Raw genomic sequence first — 20,956 nt, forward strand, 5'->3', positions numbered from 1 at the left:
GTCGCGGCCCTGTGGCAGCGGGATGGGGCCGAGGTGGGGCTGGTGGCGGTAGGCCCCGGCCGGGTCGCCGGGGGAGGAGATGCCGTGGTTGAGCAGCCGGCCGCCGGGCCGCAGCAGCGAGTAGAGGGCGGCGAAGTAGGTCGGCAGCATCGCCCGCCCGACATGCTCGACCATGCCGACCGAGCTGATCGCGTCGAAGGGGCCGTCGGGGATCTCCCGGTAGTCCTGCAGGCGGATCTCGATGGCGTCGGTGAGGCCGGCCTCGGCGATCCGGCGGCGAGCCTCCGCCGCCTGTTCCACGGAGATCGTCACCCCCACGCCGCGGGCGCCGTGATGGCGGGCTGCGTGGATGAGCATGCTGCCCCACCCGCAGCCGACGTCGAGCAGGCGCTCGCCGGGGCGCAGCCCGAGCTTGCGGCAGACCAGCTCGTGCTTGGCGGTCTGGGCGGCGTCGAGCCCGGCCGCCGGCGACTCCCACACCCCGCACGAGTAGGTCATCGTCGGCCCGAGGAACAGTCGGTAGAACGCGTTCGACACGTCGTAGTGATGGGAGATCGCCGCGGCGTCGCGGTTGCGGCTGTGTTGGCGCCCGTGCAACCGGGCCTCCTGCGGCGGTGGGGCGGGCGGTCGGGCGCCGAGCTCGCGCAGCAGGGTCAGCAGGGCGGGCGCCGTCGCGGCGGTGGGGCGGCGGGGGATGGCGGACAGGTGGTTGCGCAGCGCCAACGCGGCGAAGATGTCGCCCTCGACGTCGAGATCACCGGCGACGAACGCGCGGGCGAAACCCAGCTCGCCGGGGCGGAACAGGGCGCGGCGCATCGCCTCCGGCGAGCGCACCACGACCTGGGTGGGGGTGTCCGGCCCGAGCGCGGAACCGTCCCACAGGGCGATCCGCACCGGCGGCGTGGTCCCGATGAAGCTCTCGAGCAGGGTGCGGGTCGCCCGTGCCAGCTCCGGCGACCACCGTGGGTCCGGAACAGGGCTGGTCTGGGCGGCGAGCTCGTGCTCCTCCAGTTCTCGACTGATCGTCAAGGCGCATCCTCCGGGTCGTGTGCGCGGTCCCTTCGGCTGGGACGTCGCCGGAGTCTGCCCGGTCGGCACCCACCCGACCTCGAGCCACGCCCACGCCGGGTCCTGCCCGGTCGGTCGACTGCGGCCCATGGTCGGCCCAGCCCGCGTGGGGCGCGGTCGCACCTGGTTACCTGGCTCCCATCGTCCCCCAGAAACACCGTGTCCGAACGGTGTCCGGTGTCGCATGTCAGTATCCCCGTTCGGGGGAATAAAACGTGCCTTTGACGACAGTAAAACCGCAGGTGACGGCGGGTGCGGCCGCGGTGCGATCAGGCGACCGCGGCCGCGCCGAGCAGGGCCTTGAGATCGCCCATCAGCGCGGGGGTGCGCTGGACCTTGTAGGCGTCGTCGAGGCGCAGCAGGGTGGTCTGGCCGGGGGTCTGCAGCCGCAGGTGGACCTCGGTCGTCCCCGGGTGGGTGCCCAGCACCTCGCGCAGCCGCTCCACCGTCGGCGGGTTCACCCGGGCCGCGGACATGGTGATCACCACCGGGGGGCTCAGTGCCGCCTCGCTGAGGTCCGGCACGGTCAGCTCGGCGGCGATCAGGCGCGGGGTGTCCTCCCGCTTGTCCAGGCGACCCCGGACGATGACGACGGCGTCCTCGGCGAGCTGGGTGGAGCACACCTCGTAGGTCTGCGGGAAGAACATCACTTCCAGCCCGCCCGCGAGATCCTCGACGGTGGTCAACGCCCACAGCTTGCCCTGCTTGGTCACCTTGCGCTGCAGGCTGGAGATGATGCCGGCGATGGTCACGGTGGACCCGTCCGCGTACTCCCCGCCGGTCAGCGCGGCGATGCTGCAGTCCGCCCTCGCGGTCAGGATGTGCTCGACCTCGCGCAGGGGATGGTCGGAGACGTAGAGCCCGAGCATCTCCCGCTCGTGGGACAGCTTGACCGCCTTGTCCCACTCCTGGTCGGAGAACTCCTGCACACCGAATGCGGGCACGGTCCCCGGGTCGTCGTCGACGTCGAGGGCGAACAGGTCGAACTGGCCCTCGGCGTTCTTCTTCTTCACGCCCATCACCGCGTCGACGGCCTGCTCGTGCCGTTCCACCAGGCCGCGGCGGGTGTGCCCGAGAGCGTCGAACGCCCCGGCCTTGATCAGCGACTCGATGGTGCGCTTGTTGCAGACCACCGCGTCGACCTTGTCGAGGAAGTCCGGGAAGGAGACGAAGCGGCTCTTCGACTTCCGGGTCCGGACGATCGACTCGACGACGTTGGTCCCGACGTTGCGAATCGCGGCGAGCCCCACTCGGATCTCGGCGTCACCGTGCGCGGTGTAGTCGGCGTTGGAGCTGTTGACGTCCGGCGGGAGCACCCGGATGCCCATCCGGCGGCACTCGTTGAGGTAGATCGCGCTCTTGTCCTTGTCGTCGCGCACCGACGTCAGCAGCGCGGCCATGTACTCGGCCGGGTAGTTCGCCTTGAGGAACGCCGTCCAGTAGGACACCAGGCCGTAGCCGGCGGTGTGCGCCTTGTTGAAGGCGTAGTCGGAGAACGGGACGAGGATGTCCCACAGCGTCTTGATCGCCGCCTCGGAGTACCCGTTGGTCTTCATCCCCTCGGAGAAGGGGACGAACTCCTTGTCGAGGATCTCCTTCTTCTTCTTGCCCATCGCCCGGCGCAGCAGGTCCGCGCCGCCGAGGGAGTAGCCGGCGACCTTCTGCGCGATGGCCATGACCTGCTCCTGGTACACGATCAGGCCGTAGGTGGTGTCGAGGATGTCGGCGAGCGGTGCGGACAGCTCCGGGTGGATCGGCGTGCGGTCCTGCTGGCCGTTCTTGCGCAGCGCGTAGTTGATGTGCGAGTTCGCGCCCATCGGCCCCGGCCGGTAGAGGGCGATGACGGCGGAGATGTCCTCGAAGTTGTCCGGGCGCATCATCCGCAGCAGCGAGCGCATCGGGCCGCCGTCGAGCTGGAACACCCCCAGGGTGTCGCCGCGGCTGAGCAGCTCGTAGGCGGCGGAGTCGTCGAGGGTGAGCCCGAGCAGGTCGATGTGGACGCCGCGGTTGGCCTCGACGTTGCGCACCGCGTCGTCCATGACGGTGAGGTTGCGCAGGCCCAGGAAGTCCATCTTGAGCAGGCCGAGGGTCTCGCACGTCGGGTAGTCGAACTGGGTGATGATCGCGCCGTCGGCGTCGCGGCGCCACACCGGGATGTGGTCGATGATCGGCTCGGCGGACATGATGACGCCGGCCGCGTGCACCCCGGCCTGGCGGATCAGCCCCTCCAGGCCCTTCGCCGTCTCGATGACCTTCTTGACGTCCGCGTCGGACTCGTACAGCCCGCGGATCTCCCCGGCCTCGCTGAAGCGCGGGTGCTTCGGGTCGAAGATCCCGCCGAGCGGGATGTCCTTGCCCATCACGGCCGGCGGCATCGCCTTGGTGATCCGGTCGCCGACGGCGTACGGGTAGCCGAGCACCCGCGAGGAGTCCTTGATCGCGGCCTTGGCCTTGATCGTGCCGAAGGTGACGATCTGCGCGATGCGGTCGTCGCCCCACCGCTCGGTGACGTAGCGGATCACGTCGCCGCGGCGACGTTCGTCGAAGTCGATGTCGATGTCGGGCATGGACACGCGCTCGGGGTTGAGGAAGCGCTCGAACAGCAGCGAGTGGGGGATCGGGTCGAGGTCGGTGATGCCGAGTGCGAAGGCGACCATCGACCCGGCGGCGCTGCCGCGGCCCGGCCCGACCGGGATGCCCTGGCCCTTCGCCCACATGATGAAGTCCGCGACGACGAGGAAGTACGACGGGAACCCCATCTGCAGGATGACCCGGGTCTCGTACTCGACCCGCTCGCGGTGTTCGTCGTCGAAGCCGTCGGGGAAGCGCCGGGCCATCCCCGCCCAGGTCTCCTTGCGGAACCAGCTCTCCTCGGTCTCGCCGTCCGGTACCGGGAAGCGGGGCATCAGGTTGTGCTTGGCGAACATGCCGCTCGGGTCGACCCGCTCGGCGATCATCAGCGTGGTCTCGCAGCCCTCGCGCCAGATGTCCGAGGAGTCGATCCCGTACATCTCCTCGGCGCTTTTGAGGTAGTAGCCCGAGCCCTCGAACTGGAACGACGGGTTGGCCACCGTCGAGGCCGTCTGCACGCACAGCAGGGCGGCGTGGGCCTCGCGTTCGGACTCGTAGGTGTAGTGCGAGTCGTTGGTGACGACGAACCGCATGTCCAGCGCGCGGGCGATGTCGACCAGACCGTCACGGACCCGGCGCTCGATGTCGAGCCCGTGATCCATGATCTCGCAGAAGAAGTTCTCCTTGCCGAAGATCTCCTGATAGGTGGCGGCGGCCTGTAGGGCGGCGTCGTACTGGCCCAGGCGCAGCCGGGTCTGCACGATGCCGGACGGGCAGCCGGTCGTCGCCATCAGGCCGTCGGAGTGCTCGGCGATGATCTCCTGGTCCATCCGCGGCCACTTGATGTAGTGGCCCTCGATCGACGCCCGCGAGTTCAGCCTGAACAGGTTCTTCAGCCCGTCGGCGTTGCGCGCCCACATCGTCATGTGGGTGTAGGAACCGCCGCCGGAGACGTCGTCGCCCTTCTGGTGCGGCTCGCCCCAGCGGACCCGCTGCTTGAGCAGGCGCGACTCCGGCGCCACGTACGCCTCGCAGCCGATGATCGGCTTCACGCCCGCGGCGGTGGCCTGTTTGTGGAAGTCGTACGCCCCGTACATGTAGCCGTGGTCGGTGACGGCGACCGCCGGCATCTGCTGGCGCGACACCTCGCTGAACATGTCCTTCAGCCGAGCCGCCCCGTCCAACATCGAGTACTCGGTGTGAACGTGCAGGTGGACGAAGGAGTTTGACACGTCGGACCCTCCCGCGCGCTGGGCACGCCGGTCGAAACGAGGGCCGATGACCCCGGCACGGGCGGACGGCACACCGGCGCGCCGGGTGCGCTCGCCACGGGGATCGGCCGGATGGACGGGGCTTTCTCCGGCAGCCTAGCGGCCCGCCCGGGCCCGCCTTCGCCTCCACCGCCGTGTCGGCCCGACCATCACAAAGGGACACCGTCGGGGTGCGGATCGGCGTCACGGGGGCGAGGCGGCCGGGCCGGACCGGCCATCGCCGGCACCGTCACCGTGCCCGGCCGGACCGGCCCACGCCGGGCCTCGGCTGCCGCGTCGGCGATCGCCTCGGCTATCGCCGCGACCGCCCGGTCGATCTCTCGCCGCGTCGTCGCCCAGTTACTCACCGACAACCGCATTGCGGCGCGGCCCCGCCACACCGTGCCGGTCACGTACGCCTCCCCGCCCGCCGTCACCGCCGCGGTGACCCGCCGGGTCAGCCGGTCGCCCCGCGCCGCCGTCCCCACCGCCGGCCGGGGGTCGTGCGCGCGGTCGGCCGCCGGGCTCGGGTCGTCCACCCGGATCAGGACCTGGTTGAGCGCGACGAGAGGCCCCGGGCCGCCGCGGTCGCCGGTCGCGTTGAGCACGGTCACCCCCGGCAGCGCGGCGAGCCGGGTGGCAGCATCGTCGGCGAGGTCGCAGCAGCGGTCGACGAGGTCGCGCAGGCCGGAGCGGCCCAGCGAGCGCAGCGCCGCGTAGACGGCGAGGGCGCGGGCCCGCCGGCTGAACTCCGGCGTCCAGTCCACCGGGTCGAGCTGCCCCGCCGAGTCGAGGACGAAGTAGTCCGCCGACGCCGACATCGCCTGCCGGTGGGCCGTCCGGTCGGCGACGAGCGCGATCCCGCAGTCGTACGGGACGTTGAGCCACTTGTGACCGTCGGTCGCCCACGAGTCGGCGAGCTCGGCGCCCGCGACGAGGGCGCGGCGCGGCGCCGACGCCGACGCCTTCGCCCACAGGCCGAAGGCGCCGTCGACGTGCACCCAGGCGCCGTGTGCGCGGGCGAGCGCGCAGATCTCGGCGAGCGGGTCGAACGCGCCGGTGTTGATTTCTCCTGCCTGGGCGACGACGATCGTCGGTCGCTGCGTGGCGGTGCGGTGGTCGGCGGCGGCGGCGGCGGTGGCGTCGGCGTCGGCGTCGGCGTCGAGGGCGGCACGCAGGGCACCGGGGCGCATCCGGCCGAGCCCGTCGGTGGCCACCTCGACGATCGTGCGGGTGCCGAAGCCGAGCAGGCGCAGCGCGGCGTCGACGGTGGCGTGCCGGTCCGCACCGGCGAGCACGCGGACCGGCGGGGCCCCGGTCAGGCCGTCGGCGGCGACGTCCCAGCCGGCGTCGGCGAGCACCCGCTGGCGGGCGGCGGCGAGCGCGGTGACGTGCGCCATCTGGGTACCGGTGGTGAACCCGACGGACACGCCCGAGGGCAGGCCCAGCAGCTCGGCGACCCAGCGGCCGGCGACGGCCTCGGCGGCGCTGGCCGCGGGCGACAGCGATGCCAGCGCCGCGTTCTGGTCCCAGACGACGGCGAGCAGGTCCGCGGCGAGCGCCGCGGGCAGTGTGCCGCCCACGACGTAACCGAAGAAGCGGGGCGAGCCGGTGGCGGTCAACCCGCCCCCCACCGCCTCGACGAGCGCGTCGACGACGGCCACCGGGTCGCTGGGGCCCGCCGGCAGCCGGCCGTCGAGCCGGGCCAGGACCTCGGCGGCGCCGTGCGCCGGGCGCACCGGACGCTCGGCGAGGCTGGCGAGCCAGGCGTCGGCGTGCCCGGCGGCGGCGCGCAGCGCGGCCCGCAGCGCGTCCCCCGGATCGGCGTCGACGGGATCGGCGTCCCCGGTCAGCTCCCCACCGCCGGCAGTGGAGTGAGGGTCGGGGCTGCCGGGGTGGCGGGACGGCGGGCGCGTTCGGCCGCCTCGCGGCCCTCGCGGCGCAGCCAGTCCGCCATGAGGCCCGCGGTCAGCTCCGCGGCCTCGAGCATCGGCACATGGCCGAGGCCGTTGAGGATCTCCACCCGCCAGTCGGGCCGCTGCGCGGCGACGTTGCGGGCCACCGCCACCGGGATCAGCCGGTCGGCGGAGCCGTGCAGCAGCAGCGTCGGCTGCGGCACGGTGCGGACCATGTGCGCCAGCGGCGCCGGGCGCAGCAGCGACCACACCACCGAGCGGGCCGCGCCCACGAACGCCTGGTCGGCGTCGGGCAGCCCGCCGCGTTCCCGCTGGGCGCGTTCCATCGCCGCCAGGGCTGACTCGGGGATCGAGCCCGGGTCGGCGGTGAGCCGCACCAGGCTCTGGTCGACGAGTTCGCGGGGGGTGAAACGGGTCCGGCGGCGAGCGAGGACCGCGGCGCCGAGGCGGGGGATGAACAGGCCGGCGAAGATGCGGGCGATCTCCGGATCCGGGCGCACGCCGCGCGGGCGGGGCAGCGCCGGGTCGACGAGGATCAGGCCCGCGACCGAGCCGGGTCGCCGGGCGGCCTGCATCACGCTGATCATGCCGCCCATCGAGTTGCCGACGAGGATGGGCGGGGTGTCGAGGACCTCGGCCAGGAAACGGTCGAGCAGACCCTGGTTGGCCAGGACGTCGGTGCGCCGGCCCGCGGCGGGGGTGCGGCCGTGCCCGGCCAGGTCGACGGCCATCACCCGGTGGGTGGTGGTGAGCAGCGGGGCGAGCGGGAGCCAGTTGAGGTAGGAGCCGCCGAGGCCGTGCACGCACAGCAGCAGCGGACCGTCGGCCGGACCGCCGAAGTCGACGATGTGCACCGGGCCGTCGAGCTGTGCCCAGGACGACCGGAAGCCGTCGCCGCCATCCGACAGGGTGAGGCGTTCGTGCCCCGTGCCGGCCGGCCTCGGACCCGTGGGCCCGGTGGAGGTGGACCCGGTGAATGCGGTCGATCCGGCTGCACGCGGAGTCGTCTCGGGGCTGCTCATCCCTCGACGGTAGGACCACGCGGCCCCTGGCCGGAAGCCGGCATCGGTGAGATGAAACGCAAGGTCGGCCGCCCGGCGGCGGCCGACCTGGAGAAATCCTGACCGGGTGGGGGTCAAAGCGAGCGAGAGACTCCGAGCCGTAGCCGCTTCGGGTTCGCGACGGGACCGAACGCGATCTTCTCGGTGGTGATCTCCACGACCTCTACCGCGTCGGCGGCGCCGGGGACGATGTCCCGCTGGCCGGGCCCGGAAAGCCCTGAGGTCAGCTGGGTCGACTGGTCCTGCTCCATGTGCACGCTCCTTTCCATCGATATCGACACTCGTTCCTAAAACGGTATCGAGCGGACGGGGCACACAAAGAGCTTGGGTGGCGTTGCTCACACCACGGATCCGGACTATTTCGTCACGTGCCGGTGTCTCGTGGCTGATGACGGGCCTGCCGCGGGTAGTCGACCGGTGCGGACGCGGCGGCCCTGTGGTGCAGGGTGGTTGTCCGGCCGGCGTCAGATCACAGCCGGCGCCGTCGCCCTGACGGGTCAGGGCGACGGCGCCGGTGTTGGGAGCGGGCGACTGCGGCCGGTTCAGACCGCCGGTCGGTTCACCCCGTCGGTCTGGTCAGGCCGTCGGTCTGGTCAGGCCGTCGGAGCCGGGGCTGCGGAGGTCGGCGCCGCCGGGGCGCCGGGGCGACGCTGCGGCCGGCCGTGCGTGGCCCCGGACCGGCCGAAGCGGTGGCCGCCGCCTTCGCGACGGCGGTGCTCGCCGTCACGGCCGCCGCCGGTCCGGGGTGCGCCGACACGCGGCCCGCGCCCACCGGTCGAGCCGGCCATGCGGGCCTGCGGGATCTCATCCTTGCTGACCCGGGGGGCCGGCGGGCCGGCGAGCTCCAGGACGATGGGGTCGTTCGGCGTGGTCGGCTCCGGGCGTGCCTCGATGCCGACCGCGCGCAGCAGCCCGCGGACCTTCCCGCGCTCGGCGGGCAGGGTGACGAGCACGTCGGCGCCCTCCGCGCCGGCGCGCGCGGTCCGGCCGCCACGGTGCTGGTAGGTCTTGGCGTCCTCCGGCGGGCCGAGGTGCACGACCAGCCGGATGCCGTCGACATGGATGCCGCGGGCGGCGACGTCCGTGGCCACGAGCACCCGGTAGAAGCCGTCGGTGAAACCGGCCAGCGCCCGGGTCCTGGCACCCTGCGGCATCCCGCCGTGCAGCGGCTCGGCCGGCACGCCCGCGCGGCTGAGGGACTCGGCCACGCGGTCGGCGTCCCGCTGGGTCCGGACGAAGACCAGGGTGCTGCCCGAGCCGCCGGCGAGCGCTGTCACCAGCGCGACCTGCGCGGCGCGGTCGGGCGCCTCGAGGGCGTGCCGAACCAGCGTGCTGACCTGGGAGGTCTCCGAGTCGATCGCGACGAGGACAGGGTCGGGCAGGTAGTCCCGGACCAGGACCTCGACCTCGCGGTCGAGCGTCGCGCTGAACAGCAGCCGCTGCCCGGTGGACGGGGTGGCGTCGAGCAGCGCCCGCACGGCGGGCAGGAAGCCGAGGTCACACATGAAGTCGGCCTCGTCGAGCACCGTCATCTCGATCTCGCCGAGCTCGCAGGCGCTGCGCTCGACGAGGTCGGTCAGCCGGCCCGGGGTGGCCACGACGAGGTGCACGCCGCGGCGCAGCGCCGAGATCTGCCGGCTGATCGACGTACCACCGTAGACCGGGGCCAGCCGCAGGTTGAGCGCCCGGGTCAGCGGCTCGAGTGCGTCGCTGACCTGCTGGGCCAGCTCACGGGTCGGAACGAGGACCAGGGCGCGGGGACGGCGCGGCTGCACCGGACCGCCGCTGGCGAGCCGGGCGAGTATGGGCAGTCCGAAGGCGAGCGTCTTGCCCGAGCCGGTCTTCGCCCGGCCGAGGACGTTCTCCCCGGCGAGGACGTCGGGCAGGGTCGAGGCCTGCACCGGGAACGGCGCGGCGATGTTCCGGTCGGCGAGCGCCTTGATCAGGCGCTTGGGCAGGCCGGCGGTCTCGAACGACTCGGCCGGGGGCCGGGGTTCGCGCGTCGTGATGAGGGGAGCGGCCGGGCGCGCCGGGCCGCCGAAGCGGGAGCCGCCGGGCCGGGGACCGCGGCCGCCGCGTCCGGCACCACCTGCAACACCGCGGCCGCGGGCCGGGCGAGGCTGGCGATGGGCAACATGGGACTGGGAGTTTCCGTGCTGAGACAGAGGGATCCGCCGATCAGGTCAGGGCCACCATGAGATCATTTGGACGGGTGAGGAGGTCCACACCAGCCCGCTGCATCGTCCGGCGGCCGGGGTACGGCCGGCTCCGCGACCAGACCCAACGGCGGGTGATTCCCGCTATGGCGCTCGCACCGACCTCGCACACCCGACCATTCAGCCGGGCGCGGACAGCCGCTCGGGCCGTCGTCTCCTTCACGGTACATCGACGACCCGGGCTTGGGGATAGGGCCGCGGCACGCAACGAGCCGTTGCATCCCCCTCTGCGCCGGTTCGGGCGGTCACCGTGCGGCGGCGTGCCGGTGCGCGTCCGCACGGTCGTCCGCTCGTCTCGACCCGGCCCGCCGATGGACGCCATCGCCGCGGCGGCGGTGGTTGCGCAGCGTGTCGGGTTACTCCGCACTGCTCCTCTGGGCTGTGCGAGCACCCTGCCGAAGGTGCCTCCAGGCCGATGGCGTGTGCACCCACCGCTTGCATCGCAGCAGCAAGCGCGGGGTCATCACCATCGGTGCGGGTCGAGCGGGGCGGGGACGCGATAAGGGTCACCCTGGGGAACGTCGGCCTGTGCCGACCGGCGAAAGGCCCGGCCGCGTGTCCGCTGAGCAGGCAGAACCGGATCAGGAAGGCCGGGATGACCGCGGTCACGGCCGTTTCGAGCCCGGTGCGGTGCCGCGGCGGTGAGTGCACGGCGGGAGGGACCGGACGGCCACCCGTGAACGGGTCAACCGGCACGGGGCTGACGGGACCTTCGGGTAAAGCGCCTGGCCGCCGGCAGGGCGGCCGCGGCCCGTGCAGGTCAGAAGGCCAGCTCGGTGAGGGCGTGAATGATCAGCCCGACGAGGGCACCGACGACCGTCCCGTTGATGCGGATGAACTGCAGGTCCCGGCCGACGTGCAGCTCGATGCGCCGCGAGGTCTCCTCGGGCTCCCAGCTCGCAACCGTGTCGCCGATGATCGCGGCGATGTCCCCCTGGTAGCGGTGGACCGCCCGGGCGGCCAGGTCGGAGGCTGCTCGGTCGACGGTGCGGCCGAGCTCCGGGTCGGTGGCCAGCCGCGCCCCGAACGCGGCCAGTTCGTCGGCGGCCCGGACCCGGGCGGTGCTGGTCGGATCGGTGGTGAGGTCGAGCAGGATCGTCCGGGTCGTCGCCCAGATCGCGGCGACGGCCCGGCCGACCTCCGCGTGCCCCAGGAGCCGCTGCTTGATCTGCTCGACCTGCTCGACGAGGCTCGGGTCCGCGCGCAGGCGGCCGGCGAAGTCGCCGAGGAACCGGTCCAGTGCCAGGCGCACCCGATGCTCCGGGTCGGCGCGCAGTTCCGCGAGTGCCTCCAGCGCCTTGTCATAGGCCTTGACCGCGACCGCCTCATCCAGCCACTGCGGCGTCCAGCTCGGCGCCTGATCGACCACGAGCCTGGTGAAGACCTCCGGGTTGCGGGCAAGCCACTCCTGGACCTCGGCGACGATCACGTCGACGAGCCGAACGTGCAACCGGTCGTCGAGCACCCGCTGCAGGGCCGCGCCCAGCACCCCCGCCCAGGGCCGCTCGACCACCCGGGGCAGCACCGCCTTCTCCACGACCTCGCGGACCAGGTCGTCGCTCATCCCGGAGATGGCCGAGGTGAGCCGCCCGGCGATCTCGGCGGTCACCCGTTCGGCGTGGCGCGGTTGGCGTAGCCAGGACCCGACGCGCACCGAGACGCCGATGCCGTCGACCTTCTCCCGGATCACGTCCTCGGCGAGGAAGTGCGTGCTGACGAAGTTCTCCAGGCCCCGACCGAGGGCGTCCTTGCGCTCCGGGATGATCGCCGTGTGGGGGATCGGCAGGCCCAGCGGGTGGCGGAACAGGGCCGTCACCGCGAACCAGTCGGCCAGCGCGCCGACGACGCCGGCCTCCGCCGCGGCGGCCACATACGCCACCCAACCGGGGCCGCCGTGGCTGCGCCAACCCTGGGCGAGCAGATAGACGGTCACGACGGCGGCGAGCATGCCGGTGGCGATCAGGCGCATCCGGCGCAGTGCGCGGCGCAGTCCGGGCTCGTCCGCGGTGCCGCGGGGGAACCCGGCCGGTGCCGACCGCCCGCCGCCCGCCGGCTCGCTCATCGGCCGCCGTCCCTCTCCCGTACCAGCTCGATGCCCGTGCGGGCCCAACGGATCTGATCAGCCGATCCCCGGACACCTTATGCGGTCGGAGCGGGACATCGTCGCGGCCGTGGGCCGGCGCTCACCGTCACAGCCGGGGAGGTGGTGGCGGAAGCCGGCGCGCATGAGAACGCTGGTGCAGCCGGCGCTGGATGACGGCGAGGTCGACGATGGCCACCAGAGCGAGCAGCGCGAGCACTGCCGCGGCGGCGGGCTGGTCTCGCGACGCGAACACGCCCGCGGCGGCGCCGCAGAAGACCAGGCCGAACACGGCGAGCACCCGGCGCAGCCCGAGGGCGCTGCGGGCCGGCGGCGCGCCTCCCGGTCCGAGGGACAGCCGCTGCCACCAGTGCCGGCGCCGCAGCACCTCGTCCTGGTCGCGCTGGCGCGGCAGGGAACTGGTCACGGTCCCGGTATGCCCGGCCACGCCCCGCTGAACCGGCCGTCCTGACTGCGGCCGGCGGGCCGGCGGGGAGACCGGCGCGCGGCGTGGCCGGCCGATTCAGCCCGTCCGCGGCGACGCCGCGCGACCCGGCAGCCGTGCGGTCATCGCCGCCTTGGCCTCCGCCGAGGCCAGCCGCTCGGCGAAGATCGCGCCCTCGGTGTCGATCCGGGCGAGCACCGGCGCTGTCCCGCCGTCGTGGAGCAGGGCGCGGGTGGCGGCCAGGGCGCCCGCTGGCTGCGCCAGCAGTGCCGCGACCCGGTCGTCGACGCGGGCGCGCAGCGCGTCGGCGTCGGGTAGCACCTCGGTGACGATTCCCAGGTCGGCGGCCTGGGCGGCGCCGAACGGCTCGCCGAAGTATGCAAGCCTGGCCGCCGCCGCGGGCCCGACCCGGCGCGGCAGCAGCAGCGAGGAGCCGAACTCGGGCACGACGCCCAGGTTGACGAACGGGATGCCCAGGGTGCTGCGTTCGGTGGCGTACACCAGGTCGCAGTGCAGCAGCAGTGTCGTGCCGATGCCCACCGCCGGCCCGTCGACCTCGGCGACGAGCAGCTTCGTGCCGCGGGCGACCGTCCGGATGAACGTCAGTGTCGGGCCGTCCGGGGCCAGGTCTGCCGTGGCCAGGAAGTCGGCGAGATCGTTACCGGCGGTAAATGATCCGCCGCTGCCGCAGATGCGGATGATCCGCACCCCGGCGTCAGCCTCGCCCGCCGCGAACGCCTCGGCGAGTGCCGTGTACATCGCCTGGGTGAGGGCGTTGCGCTTGCCTGGTCGCGCGATGCGCACGGTGAGCACGCCGTCGGCGATCTCGGACTCGATCTGGCTGCTCACTGCGGCCTCCTCGGCGGTGGTGACGCTCACTGTGTCACCGTGCCGGCCCCAGGTGAAAGCGCTGCGCGGTCGGGTCCGGCCGGATGACCCCGGCGCATGACCCGACCGGGGCCTGCCAGGATGAGAACGTGACAGTCCAGCACGGACCAGGCATCCCGCCACGATCCGCGGCCGACCTGCCGACCCGGCTCCGTCACGGGGACGACGGTCCGCGGCGGGCCGAGGGAGCTCACGGTGACCTCGGCCGCGACGCCACCTCCCTCGCCGGACTGCTCGGGCTGACGGTCGACCCGGGGGAGTACCGCGGCCGCTTCGTGGCCGACGCCCATCTGCTCAACACGCGGGGCACCCTGTGGGGCGGCTGCGGCCTCGCTGCCGCGATCGCCTTCGTCCAGGCCTGCGGCGGCCGGGACTGCGTGTGGGCGCACACCCAGTTCCTCGCCCCGGTACACGCCGGACAGGAGGTGGAGCTCAGCGTCGACCCGGCCACCGGCGGCCTGTCGCAGGTCGTCGTGCGGGCCACCGTGGCCGGCCGGCTGGTGTTCCTCGCGGGCGGCACGTTCAGCCGGGTGAGCGGCGCCGTCAACCGGTTCGGCCCGGCCGGGGACTGGGCGCCGGATCCCGACGGCTGCCCCCCGCGGGAGTACCCGACCTGGCTGGACTTCCCCCGCGACGGCGTGATCTCCCTCGTCGAGCAGCGGTGGGCCAGGCCGGCGAGGACCGACCTCGATGGGCGGCCGGGCGGCGGGAGCAGCGCGCTGTGGCTGCGACTGCGCCCCCGGCTGCCGGTGCGCGCCGCGGTGCTCGCCCTGCTCGGCGACTTCGCCCCGGTCGGACTCATCGAGGCCACGGGAGAGATGGCCGCCGGCACGAGCCTCGACAACAGCCTGCGGATCGTGGCCGCCCCGACCGGCGAGTGGGTGCTGCTGGACGTGCGGGTCGAGGCGATCGTCCGCAACGTCGCGCAGGTACGGGGGCGGATGTACGACCGCACGGGTGCGCTGGTTGCCACCGTGAGCCAGACGACGCTGGTCCACCGGGTGCGCCCCCGGACCCCGGCGAGCCGGCACGGCCGGCCGTCACCCGCCCCGCTTGCCGGCTGACCCGCTTGCCGGCGGAACCGCTTGCCGGCTGAACCAACGGCCGGTTCCTTTCGCGGCTGTGCGTCCCGCGATGTGGAGATGTGTTCCGGGCAGTATTTTCGTGTGTTTGTTGTTGTTGTCCGGCGCGAGGTCCGGGCCTCCGCCGCCAGCGGTCGGTGCTTCTGCGCCGGGTCCTGCCAGCTAGTGTCAATCACTGCTCGCTCCGGTGCGCGGACGCTGCTTGGTCCGGGCTACGTCGATTGCAATTAGACGCGGCTGGACTATCACTCTTCGCGGGTCAGAACGAATGTCCGTCACGCGGTGCAACGTTGCCATGCTTGTCCGTTAAACGGCGCCGCCCCTAACCGGGATGCTTCATTCATCCGCTAGAGTTGTCGGCGTCCCAGGAACATTCACCCGATGTCCGGGCCTTGCCCTCAATACCCCGGTGCGGGTGTTGTTGCGCGTGGTCCTTCGGGGACAGGTCCCGTTGAACTCGAACACTCACCCCGCACATGAGGCGCCCAACTCGCGGGTGCCGGACGAGAGGACCGGATGCTCCAGAATTGGCCCATCCGCTCGAAGCTCGCGGTGATTCTCGTCATCCCCCTGGTGGCGTTGGCGGTGCTGAGCGCGATACAGGTGCGGGGGAACGTCGACAACGTGCGGGCCGCAAACCGCATCAAGGCGCTGGCCGCCTTCTCGATCAAAGGCGGCGACCTGGTCGCCGCGCTCCAGGCCGAGCGGTACGCGACGAATGCCTACGTGGGTTCCAACTACCTGGCCGCCGGCCCGGGGCAGGCCACCGTCGCCGCCCGTGGCCCCGTGGACCAGGCGTCGGCGGCCTTCGGCGCCGGCGAGGCCGGGCTGCCCCCGGCGGCCCGGGACATCGTCGCGATGACGTTGGCGTCGATCTCGACGCGGCTGGACCTGCTGCCCGCGCAGCGCAGGGCGGTCGACGCCCGGCAGGCTCAGATTGACCAGAACGGGACTTTCTACAACGACCTCGTGCACGATCTCCTCTCGCTCAACGCCGGCGTCACCGCCGGCAGCGACAACGCGTCGCTGGTCAACGGCGCCACCACACTCGTCGGTATCTCCCGGGCGACGGAGGAAGCCGTTCAGCAACGCGGCTCGATCGCCCAGGTGATCATTCTCGGTCAGCCGGATTCCGTGGCCCTGCGCCAGATCGAGGGCTCGGCCGGCGCCGAGGACGCCTGGCTGCAGCAGTTCCGGACCACCGCCACCGCAGCTGAGCAGGCGTTCTACAACGTCACGGTCGACCGAACCAGCTCCGCCGCCACCGCAATGCGCGACGACACGGTCAACGCCGTCCAGAATGGCCAGTCGCCGACGATTACCCAACAGGCCTGGCTGGACACCGCGGACCGCAAGATCGCGGCGATGCGCCAGGTCGAGCGGCGGATCACGACCGATTTAAGCTCCACCAGTCAGCACATCGCGAGTTCCGCCACCCGTGACGCGTTGTTCGGCAGTATCGGGACCGCGTTGGTCCTGGTCGTGTCCGTGGTGATTTCTCTCCTGATTGTGAGCCCGATGACCCGGCATCTGCGCAGGCTACGGCGCGGTGCGCTCGAAGTTGCCAACGAGCGGCTGCCCGGGGTCGTTGAGAGGCTGCACCGAGGCGAACAGGTCGAAATGTCCGCGGAGGAATTCCCGGTCGAAGTGCAGAGCACGGACGAGATCGGGAGGCTCGCCGAGGCGTTCTCCGTCCTGCACGCCGTCGCGGTGCGTACCGCGATCGAACAGGCCGCGATGCGCACAAGCGTCGGCAACACCTTCCTCAACCTGGCCCGCCGCAGCCAGGCCCTCATCAACCGTCAGCTCAAGGTCATCGACACGCTGGAGCGTAAGGAGACCGACCCGGACCAGCTCGAGGAGCTGTTCCGCCTCGACCACCTGGCCACCCGCATGCGACGCCACACCGAGGACCTCATCGTCCTGTCGGGCTCGAAGCCCGAGCGCAGCTGGCGCCGACCGATCGCCGTCGAGGACGTCATGCGCGGCGCCGTCGCCGAAGTCGAGGACTACGCCCGGGTGAAGGTGATGCCCACCGGCGACGGGGCCATCAGCGGGCACGCCGTCGGCGACGTCATCCACCTGCTCGCCGAGCTCATCGAGAACGCCACCTCCTTCTCCCCGCCGCACACCCCGGTGCAGGTCGTCGGGCGAGAGGCGCCCGACGGCCTCGTCATCGAGGTCGAGGACCACGGCCTGGGGATGAGCCCGGAGGAGTTGCACTCCTGCAACCTGAGGCTGGCCGACCCGCGTCCCTTCGGCCTGTCGAGCAGCGGGCGGCTCGGCCTGTTCGTCGTCGGCCGCCTCGCCGAGCGGCACGCCATCTCGGTGGAGCTACGTCCCTCGCCCGCCGGGGGCACGTCGGCCATCGTGCAGGTGCCGGCCGCCCTGCTACGCCGGCCCGGGGACGACGGCGACACCGCCGACGACACCGCCGCCGGCGTCCCGGAGCAGTCCGACGAGGCGCCGCGTGGCCAGTCCGACGAGGCGTTCGTCGAAGTCCCGCCGTCGTTCGCCACCGCCCGGTCGGACTGGTTCGCCGCGGAGCGTCCTCGACAGGGGCCGCCGCCGGACGCCGCCGAGCGCGGGGCCCCCGCCCTGCCCGGGCAGCCCACGGCGAGGCGCGAGCTGCCCGCCGGCCTGCCGCAGCGGGGCGGCCAGGCGCCCGAGGAGCACACCGAGGTGGGCCTGCCGCGGCGTATCCGACGGGCCAGCCTCGCGCCCCAGCTGCGCCGGGACGGCCCCGACGAGTGGCCGGGCCCGCTCGTCACGCAGCGCAGCCCGGAAGAGGTCCGCAGCATGATGTCGTCCCTCCGGAGCAACTTCGGCCACGGGCTGGCGGACGGCCGGGTTTCCCACGACGGCGACGATGCGGGAGAGGTGACCTGAGATGCGTCCGCTACGAGACGGCCCTGCTGGTGACCAGGGTCGAGGAGTCTCGCGCCCCGCGGCCGCGTGCCCAGATGCGGTCCGCCCCACCGCTGCCGGCGGCTCGTTCGACCGTCCTTCCGCCACCTCATCGGAAAGGTGCTCGATGGACCACAGGTCCTCCAGACCGCGGTCGCCGGAGACGACGGCGCCGCGTTCGGTCAAAATCATCATCGCCGGCGGGTTCGGAGTCGGAAAGACGACGTTCGTCGGCTCGGTCAGTGAGATCCCACCGCTGACCACGGAGGCCGCGATGACGGTGGCCAGCATCGACATCGACGACACCAGCGCGGTCGGCGCCAAGACGACGACGACCGCCGCGCTGGACTTCGGGCGGATCACGCTCATCGACAGCGTCATCCTCTACCTGTTCGGCACCCCCGGGCAGGAACGGTTCTGGTTCATGTGGGACGAGCTGGTGCTCGGCGCGATCGGCGCGGTGGTGCTCGTCGACACCCGAAGGTTGGCGGACTCCTTCCCCGCCATCGACTTCTTCGAGGAGCGCAACATCCCGTTCCTCATCGCGCTGAACCGGTTCGACGGCACCCGCGAGTACCGCGTCGAGGACGTCCGCGTGGCGCTCGACCTCGACCCGCGCCGGCCGGTGGTGCGCTGCGACGCCCGCGAGCGCGAGTCGGTCCGCCAGTCGCTGGTGTCGCTGGTCCGCCACGCCCTCGACCTGGTCTCCGCCGAGTCGACCGCCCAGCTGAGCCAGCCGCAGCGGTCCAGGTGAACGCCACAGACGGCCATCCGGTGAAAGGCAAGGTGCTCGACATCCTCGGTCTCGACGACGTCGCGCTGTCCGCCTACCGGCTCTGGTTGCGCCACGAGTCGCTGAGCGTCACCGAGGCCGCGGAGATGCTCGGCCAACCGGCGGGCGGCGTCGGCCGGATCCGCGACCGGCTGGTCGAACTCGGCCTGCTGCTGGCCTCCCGGGAACGGCCCGGACGCTTCGTCGCCGCTGATCCGGAGGCCGGCCTGAACCATCTGCTCCAGGCCCAGCACGAGCAGCTCATCCGCCGCCATGAGCGGCTCGTGCGGGCCCGGACGCAGGTGAGCGTCTTCGTCTCGGACTACCTGGAGGGCCGTCCCGGTTCCGCCCCTGTCGAGGTGCAGCGCATCGACGGTGTCGACCAGGCTCGCGCCGAGCTGATCTCCCTCGTCGGCCGGGCCGAGCGGGAGGTGCTCACCCTGCGCACCCGGCGGGGCTGGTCGGCGGCGCTGTCCGACGACCTCATGCCGGCCGAGCTGCGGGCACTTCGGCGCGGGGTCGCGATGCGCAGCGTGCTACCGCGCTCCTACCGGCTCGACGAACGCGGCGCCGGCTACGTGCGTACCGTCGCCGCACACGGCCTCGTCGCCCGCGTCGCTGACGACCCACGGCTGGACGCCACCACCGTCGACGGCCGCGTCGGGCTCGTCCGGCTGGCCCGCGGCGCCGGCGCCGACGGCCACACGTTGCTTGTGCGCACGCCCGAGCTCACCGCGGTCCTGCGTACCCTGTTCGAGCAGGTCTGGGCGATCGCCGAGCCGCTCGGCGGCGGGCCGGCGCCGACCGGCGATGAGGAGTCGGCCGACGATCCCTCGGACACCGAGCGGCTGCTGCTGCGCCTGCTCAGCCTCGGCGTCAAGGATGAGGCGGCCGCCCGCCATCTCGGTGTCTCCGTGCGCACGGTGCGCCGCATGATCGCGGATCTGATGTCCCGCCTCAACGCCCGCAGCCGTTTCCAGGCCGGGACCCTCGCCTCCCGCCGCGGCTGGATCTGATCTCCGACCCCAGACCAGGTCACGCGCTCTGCGCAGGACCGCCGCCCCTTCCGAGCCCCGCCGTCGCCGTCCGGTAGCTGTGACCGTCCGTGTCGGCTGCGGCGTCGGACGGCGTCGCTCGGTGGGAGCGTGGCTGCCCGGTGTAGAAATGCGCGATCCGGCCTGGATGCGCCCGCGGTGCCCGGATTCGTTCCGCGGCCGGTGAGGTCCGGCCAGACCCGGGGTGGTGCCGGCGGTGGCGGGGCGTGGACCGGCAGTGGTGGCACGGCCGGGGAACGGGGGATTTCGACGTGCCTGACTCGTCCGCGCTGGACGTTCTGATCGGCCTCGCGCTGCTGTTCGCCGCGTTCAGCCTCGGCGTCTCCCGGATCAACGAGGCCGTGCTCGGCCTCCTGCACTATCGGGGCCGTCGCCTCGAGTCGGAGCTGCGCCGGCTGCTCGGGGGCCGCCCGCCGGGCGGAGCACCGCCCGATCCGGGGGCCGCACCCGCGGACGTCGCCGCGGAGCTGCTCGACGGGCCCCTGCGGGCCATGCGCACCGCCGGCCGGGATGCGACCTCCGCCGACATGGCCGATCATCCACCGGTGCAGCGAACCTGGGCCGCGGTGCGCCGAGCCCGCCGGCTGCGGCTGCCTTCCTACGTGCCGTCCACCGCGTTCGCCCGGGCCCTGCTCGACCGGGTCGACCCGCCCGCCCGGGCCATGCTGGCCCAGCTACGCCCGGACGCGCTGCCCGCGCACATCGCCGACGAGATCCGCGAGCACTACCAGACCGCCTACGACGCCGCCCGGCGCTCACTCGACGAGGGGTCCGCCCAGGCCCTGTATGACGCGATGCCGGTGGACCACCCGACCGGACGGGTCGTGGCCGCCGCGCTGGTGTCGGCGGTCGGCAGCGGGACGGTCGGGACGCTGGAGGATGGGCTGACCGCGTTGCCCCCCTCGCTGGCGAAGGACGCGCTCACCGCGGCCGTGATCCGAACGGGTGGCGACAGAGAGAAGATCATAACCGAGCTGGCGCAGTGGTACGACGAGGCGATGGACCGCCTGTCCGGGTGGTACAAGCGGCGGATCGCGGTGTTCCTGCTCAGCTACGCGATCATCCTGTCCGCCGTGTTCAACCTTGACGCGGTCGCCGTCTCCCGGGCGCTGTGGCAGGACGGGACCGTGCGCGACGCGGCCGTGACCGCGAGCCAGGCCCAGGTCAGCCAGGCGGCCGCCGACGGCAGCACCACCGCGAACTCCGCCCCCGGGGACTCCGCCACCACTGGTTCCGGCGATGCGAACTCCGGCGATGCGGGTTCCGCTGCCGGTGCGGGTGACGCCGTCGAGCGCGCGATCAGATCGGTGCAGGACGCCTCCGGCCTGGCCCTGCCGATCGGGTGGGTCCGGACGAGCGACGACCGCGACGACCCGCGGGAGGTCCCGCACACGGTCGGCGGCTGGTTTCTGAAGATCGCCGGTCTGGCCATCGCCTGCTTTGCCCTCACCGCCGGCGCCCCCTTCTGGTTCGAACTGCTGGGCCGACTGGTCAACATGCGTGCCGCTGGGCCGAAGCCACGGTCGGCGACCAGCGGCTGACCCGCGACCAGCGGGCTGACCCGCGGTGGTCGGCGGTGGTCGGCGTGGGGCAGTTGGGTGGTCCGCACGGGCGTTGACCTGCCCGCCCGATCGGAGGAGCGTAA

At 72.8% G+C, this 20,956-nt stretch carries 14 protein-coding genes; 5 read left to right on the forward strand and 9 right to left on the reverse strand.

Features of this window, described 5'->3' with window-relative positions; translation table 11 throughout:
* The 9 genes from NBZ85_RS06730 to NBZ85_RS06770 form a co-directional block, all read right to left on the reverse strand.
* Positions 1-1,029 (reverse strand): class I SAM-dependent methyltransferase (locus NBZ85_RS06730; protein WP_261561666.1); only part of this gene is annotated, 1,029 nt, incomplete at its 3' end.
* Positions 1,030-1,337: 308 nt separating this feature from the next.
* Positions 1,338-4,871 carry a DNA polymerase III subunit alpha gene (gene dnaE / locus NBZ85_RS06735; protein WP_261554997.1) on the reverse strand — a complete coding sequence of 1,178 codons (3,534 nt, stop codon included), beginning with the start codon at positions 4,869-4,871 and terminating at the stop codon, positions 1,338-1,340.
* Between the two features lie 188 nt (positions 4,872-5,059).
* A complete protein-coding gene (locus NBZ85_RS06740) occupies positions 5,060-6,628 on the reverse strand; it encodes a pyridoxal phosphate-dependent decarboxylase family protein (RefSeq protein WP_261561667.1) in 1,569 nt (522 codons plus the stop codon).
* A 110-nt stretch (positions 6,629-6,738) separates the two neighbouring features.
* Positions 6,739-7,827 carry an alpha/beta fold hydrolase gene (locus NBZ85_RS06745; RefSeq protein ID WP_261554995.1) on the reverse strand — a complete coding sequence of 363 codons (1,089 nt, stop codon included), beginning with the start codon at positions 7,825-7,827 and terminating at the stop codon, positions 6,739-6,741.
* Positions 7,828-7,940: 113 nt separating this feature from the next.
* Positions 7,941-8,117 (reverse strand): hypothetical protein, encoded by a 177-nt coding sequence (locus tag NBZ85_RS06750; RefSeq protein WP_261554993.1) that lies wholly within the window; start codon positions 8,115-8,117, stop codon positions 7,941-7,943.
* 342 nt (positions 8,118-8,459) lie between these two features.
* On the reverse strand, positions 8,460-9,767 hold the full coding sequence (locus NBZ85_RS06755; protein WP_261554991.1) for a DEAD/DEAH box helicase: 1,308 nt from the start codon (positions 9,765-9,767) through the stop codon (positions 8,460-8,462).
* A 1,075-nt stretch (positions 9,768-10,842) separates the two neighbouring features.
* Positions 10,843-12,144, reverse strand: coding sequence for a DUF445 domain-containing protein (locus tag NBZ85_RS06760; RefSeq protein WP_261561668.1), 1,302 nt, complete (start codon positions 12,142-12,144; stop codon positions 10,843-10,845).
* A 127-nt stretch (positions 12,145-12,271) separates the two neighbouring features.
* Positions 12,272-12,589, reverse strand: a complete 318-nt coding sequence (locus tag NBZ85_RS06765; RefSeq protein WP_261554988.1) for a DUF6343 family protein — start codon at positions 12,587-12,589, stop codon at positions 12,272-12,274.
* A gap of 96 nt (positions 12,590-12,685) precedes the next feature.
* Positions 12,686-13,486: an enoyl-CoA hydratase-related protein gene (locus tag NBZ85_RS06770; RefSeq protein WP_261554982.1), complete on the reverse strand. Its 801-nt coding sequence runs from the start codon at positions 13,484-13,486 to the stop codon at positions 12,686-12,688.
* A gap of 98 nt (positions 13,487-13,584) precedes the next feature.
* Here NBZ85_RS06770 and NBZ85_RS06775 point away from each other — a divergent pair, with 98 nt between their 5' ends.
* The 5 genes from NBZ85_RS06775 (at position 13,585) to NBZ85_RS06795 (ending at position 20,852) form a co-directional block, all read left to right on the forward strand.
* Positions 13,585-14,559, forward strand: coding sequence for an acyl-CoA thioesterase (locus NBZ85_RS06775; protein WP_261554980.1), 975 nt, complete (start codon positions 13,585-13,587; stop codon positions 14,557-14,559).
* 534 nt (positions 14,560-15,093) lie between these two features.
* The gene (locus NBZ85_RS06780) at positions 15,094-17,466 is read left to right on the forward strand and encodes a sensor histidine kinase (protein WP_261554979.1); all 2,373 of its coding nucleotides are present in this window, start codon (positions 15,094-15,096) and stop codon (positions 17,464-17,466) included.
* Between the two features lie 145 nt (positions 17,467-17,611).
* Entirely contained in the window at positions 17,612-18,238 is a 627-nt protein-coding gene (locus NBZ85_RS06785; RefSeq protein WP_261554977.1) for a GTP-binding protein, read from the forward strand.
* 32 nt (positions 18,239-18,270) lie between these two features.
* Complete coding sequence (locus NBZ85_RS06790; protein ID WP_372517684.1) at positions 18,271-19,272, forward strand: LuxR C-terminal-related transcriptional regulator; 1,002 nt, start codon at positions 18,271-18,273, stop codon at positions 19,270-19,272.
* 290 nt (positions 19,273-19,562) lie between these two features.
* Positions 19,563-20,852: a hypothetical protein gene (locus tag NBZ85_RS06795; RefSeq protein WP_261554973.1), complete on the forward strand. Its 1,290-nt coding sequence runs from the start codon at positions 19,563-19,565 to the stop codon at positions 20,850-20,852.
* The last annotated feature ends 104 nt before the right edge of the window (positions 20,853-20,956 follow it).

Origin of the sequence: Frankia tisae (assembly GCF_025403405.1) — a bacterium.
GTDB lineage: Bacteria > Actinomycetota > Actinomycetes > Frankiales > Frankiaceae > Frankia > Frankia tisai.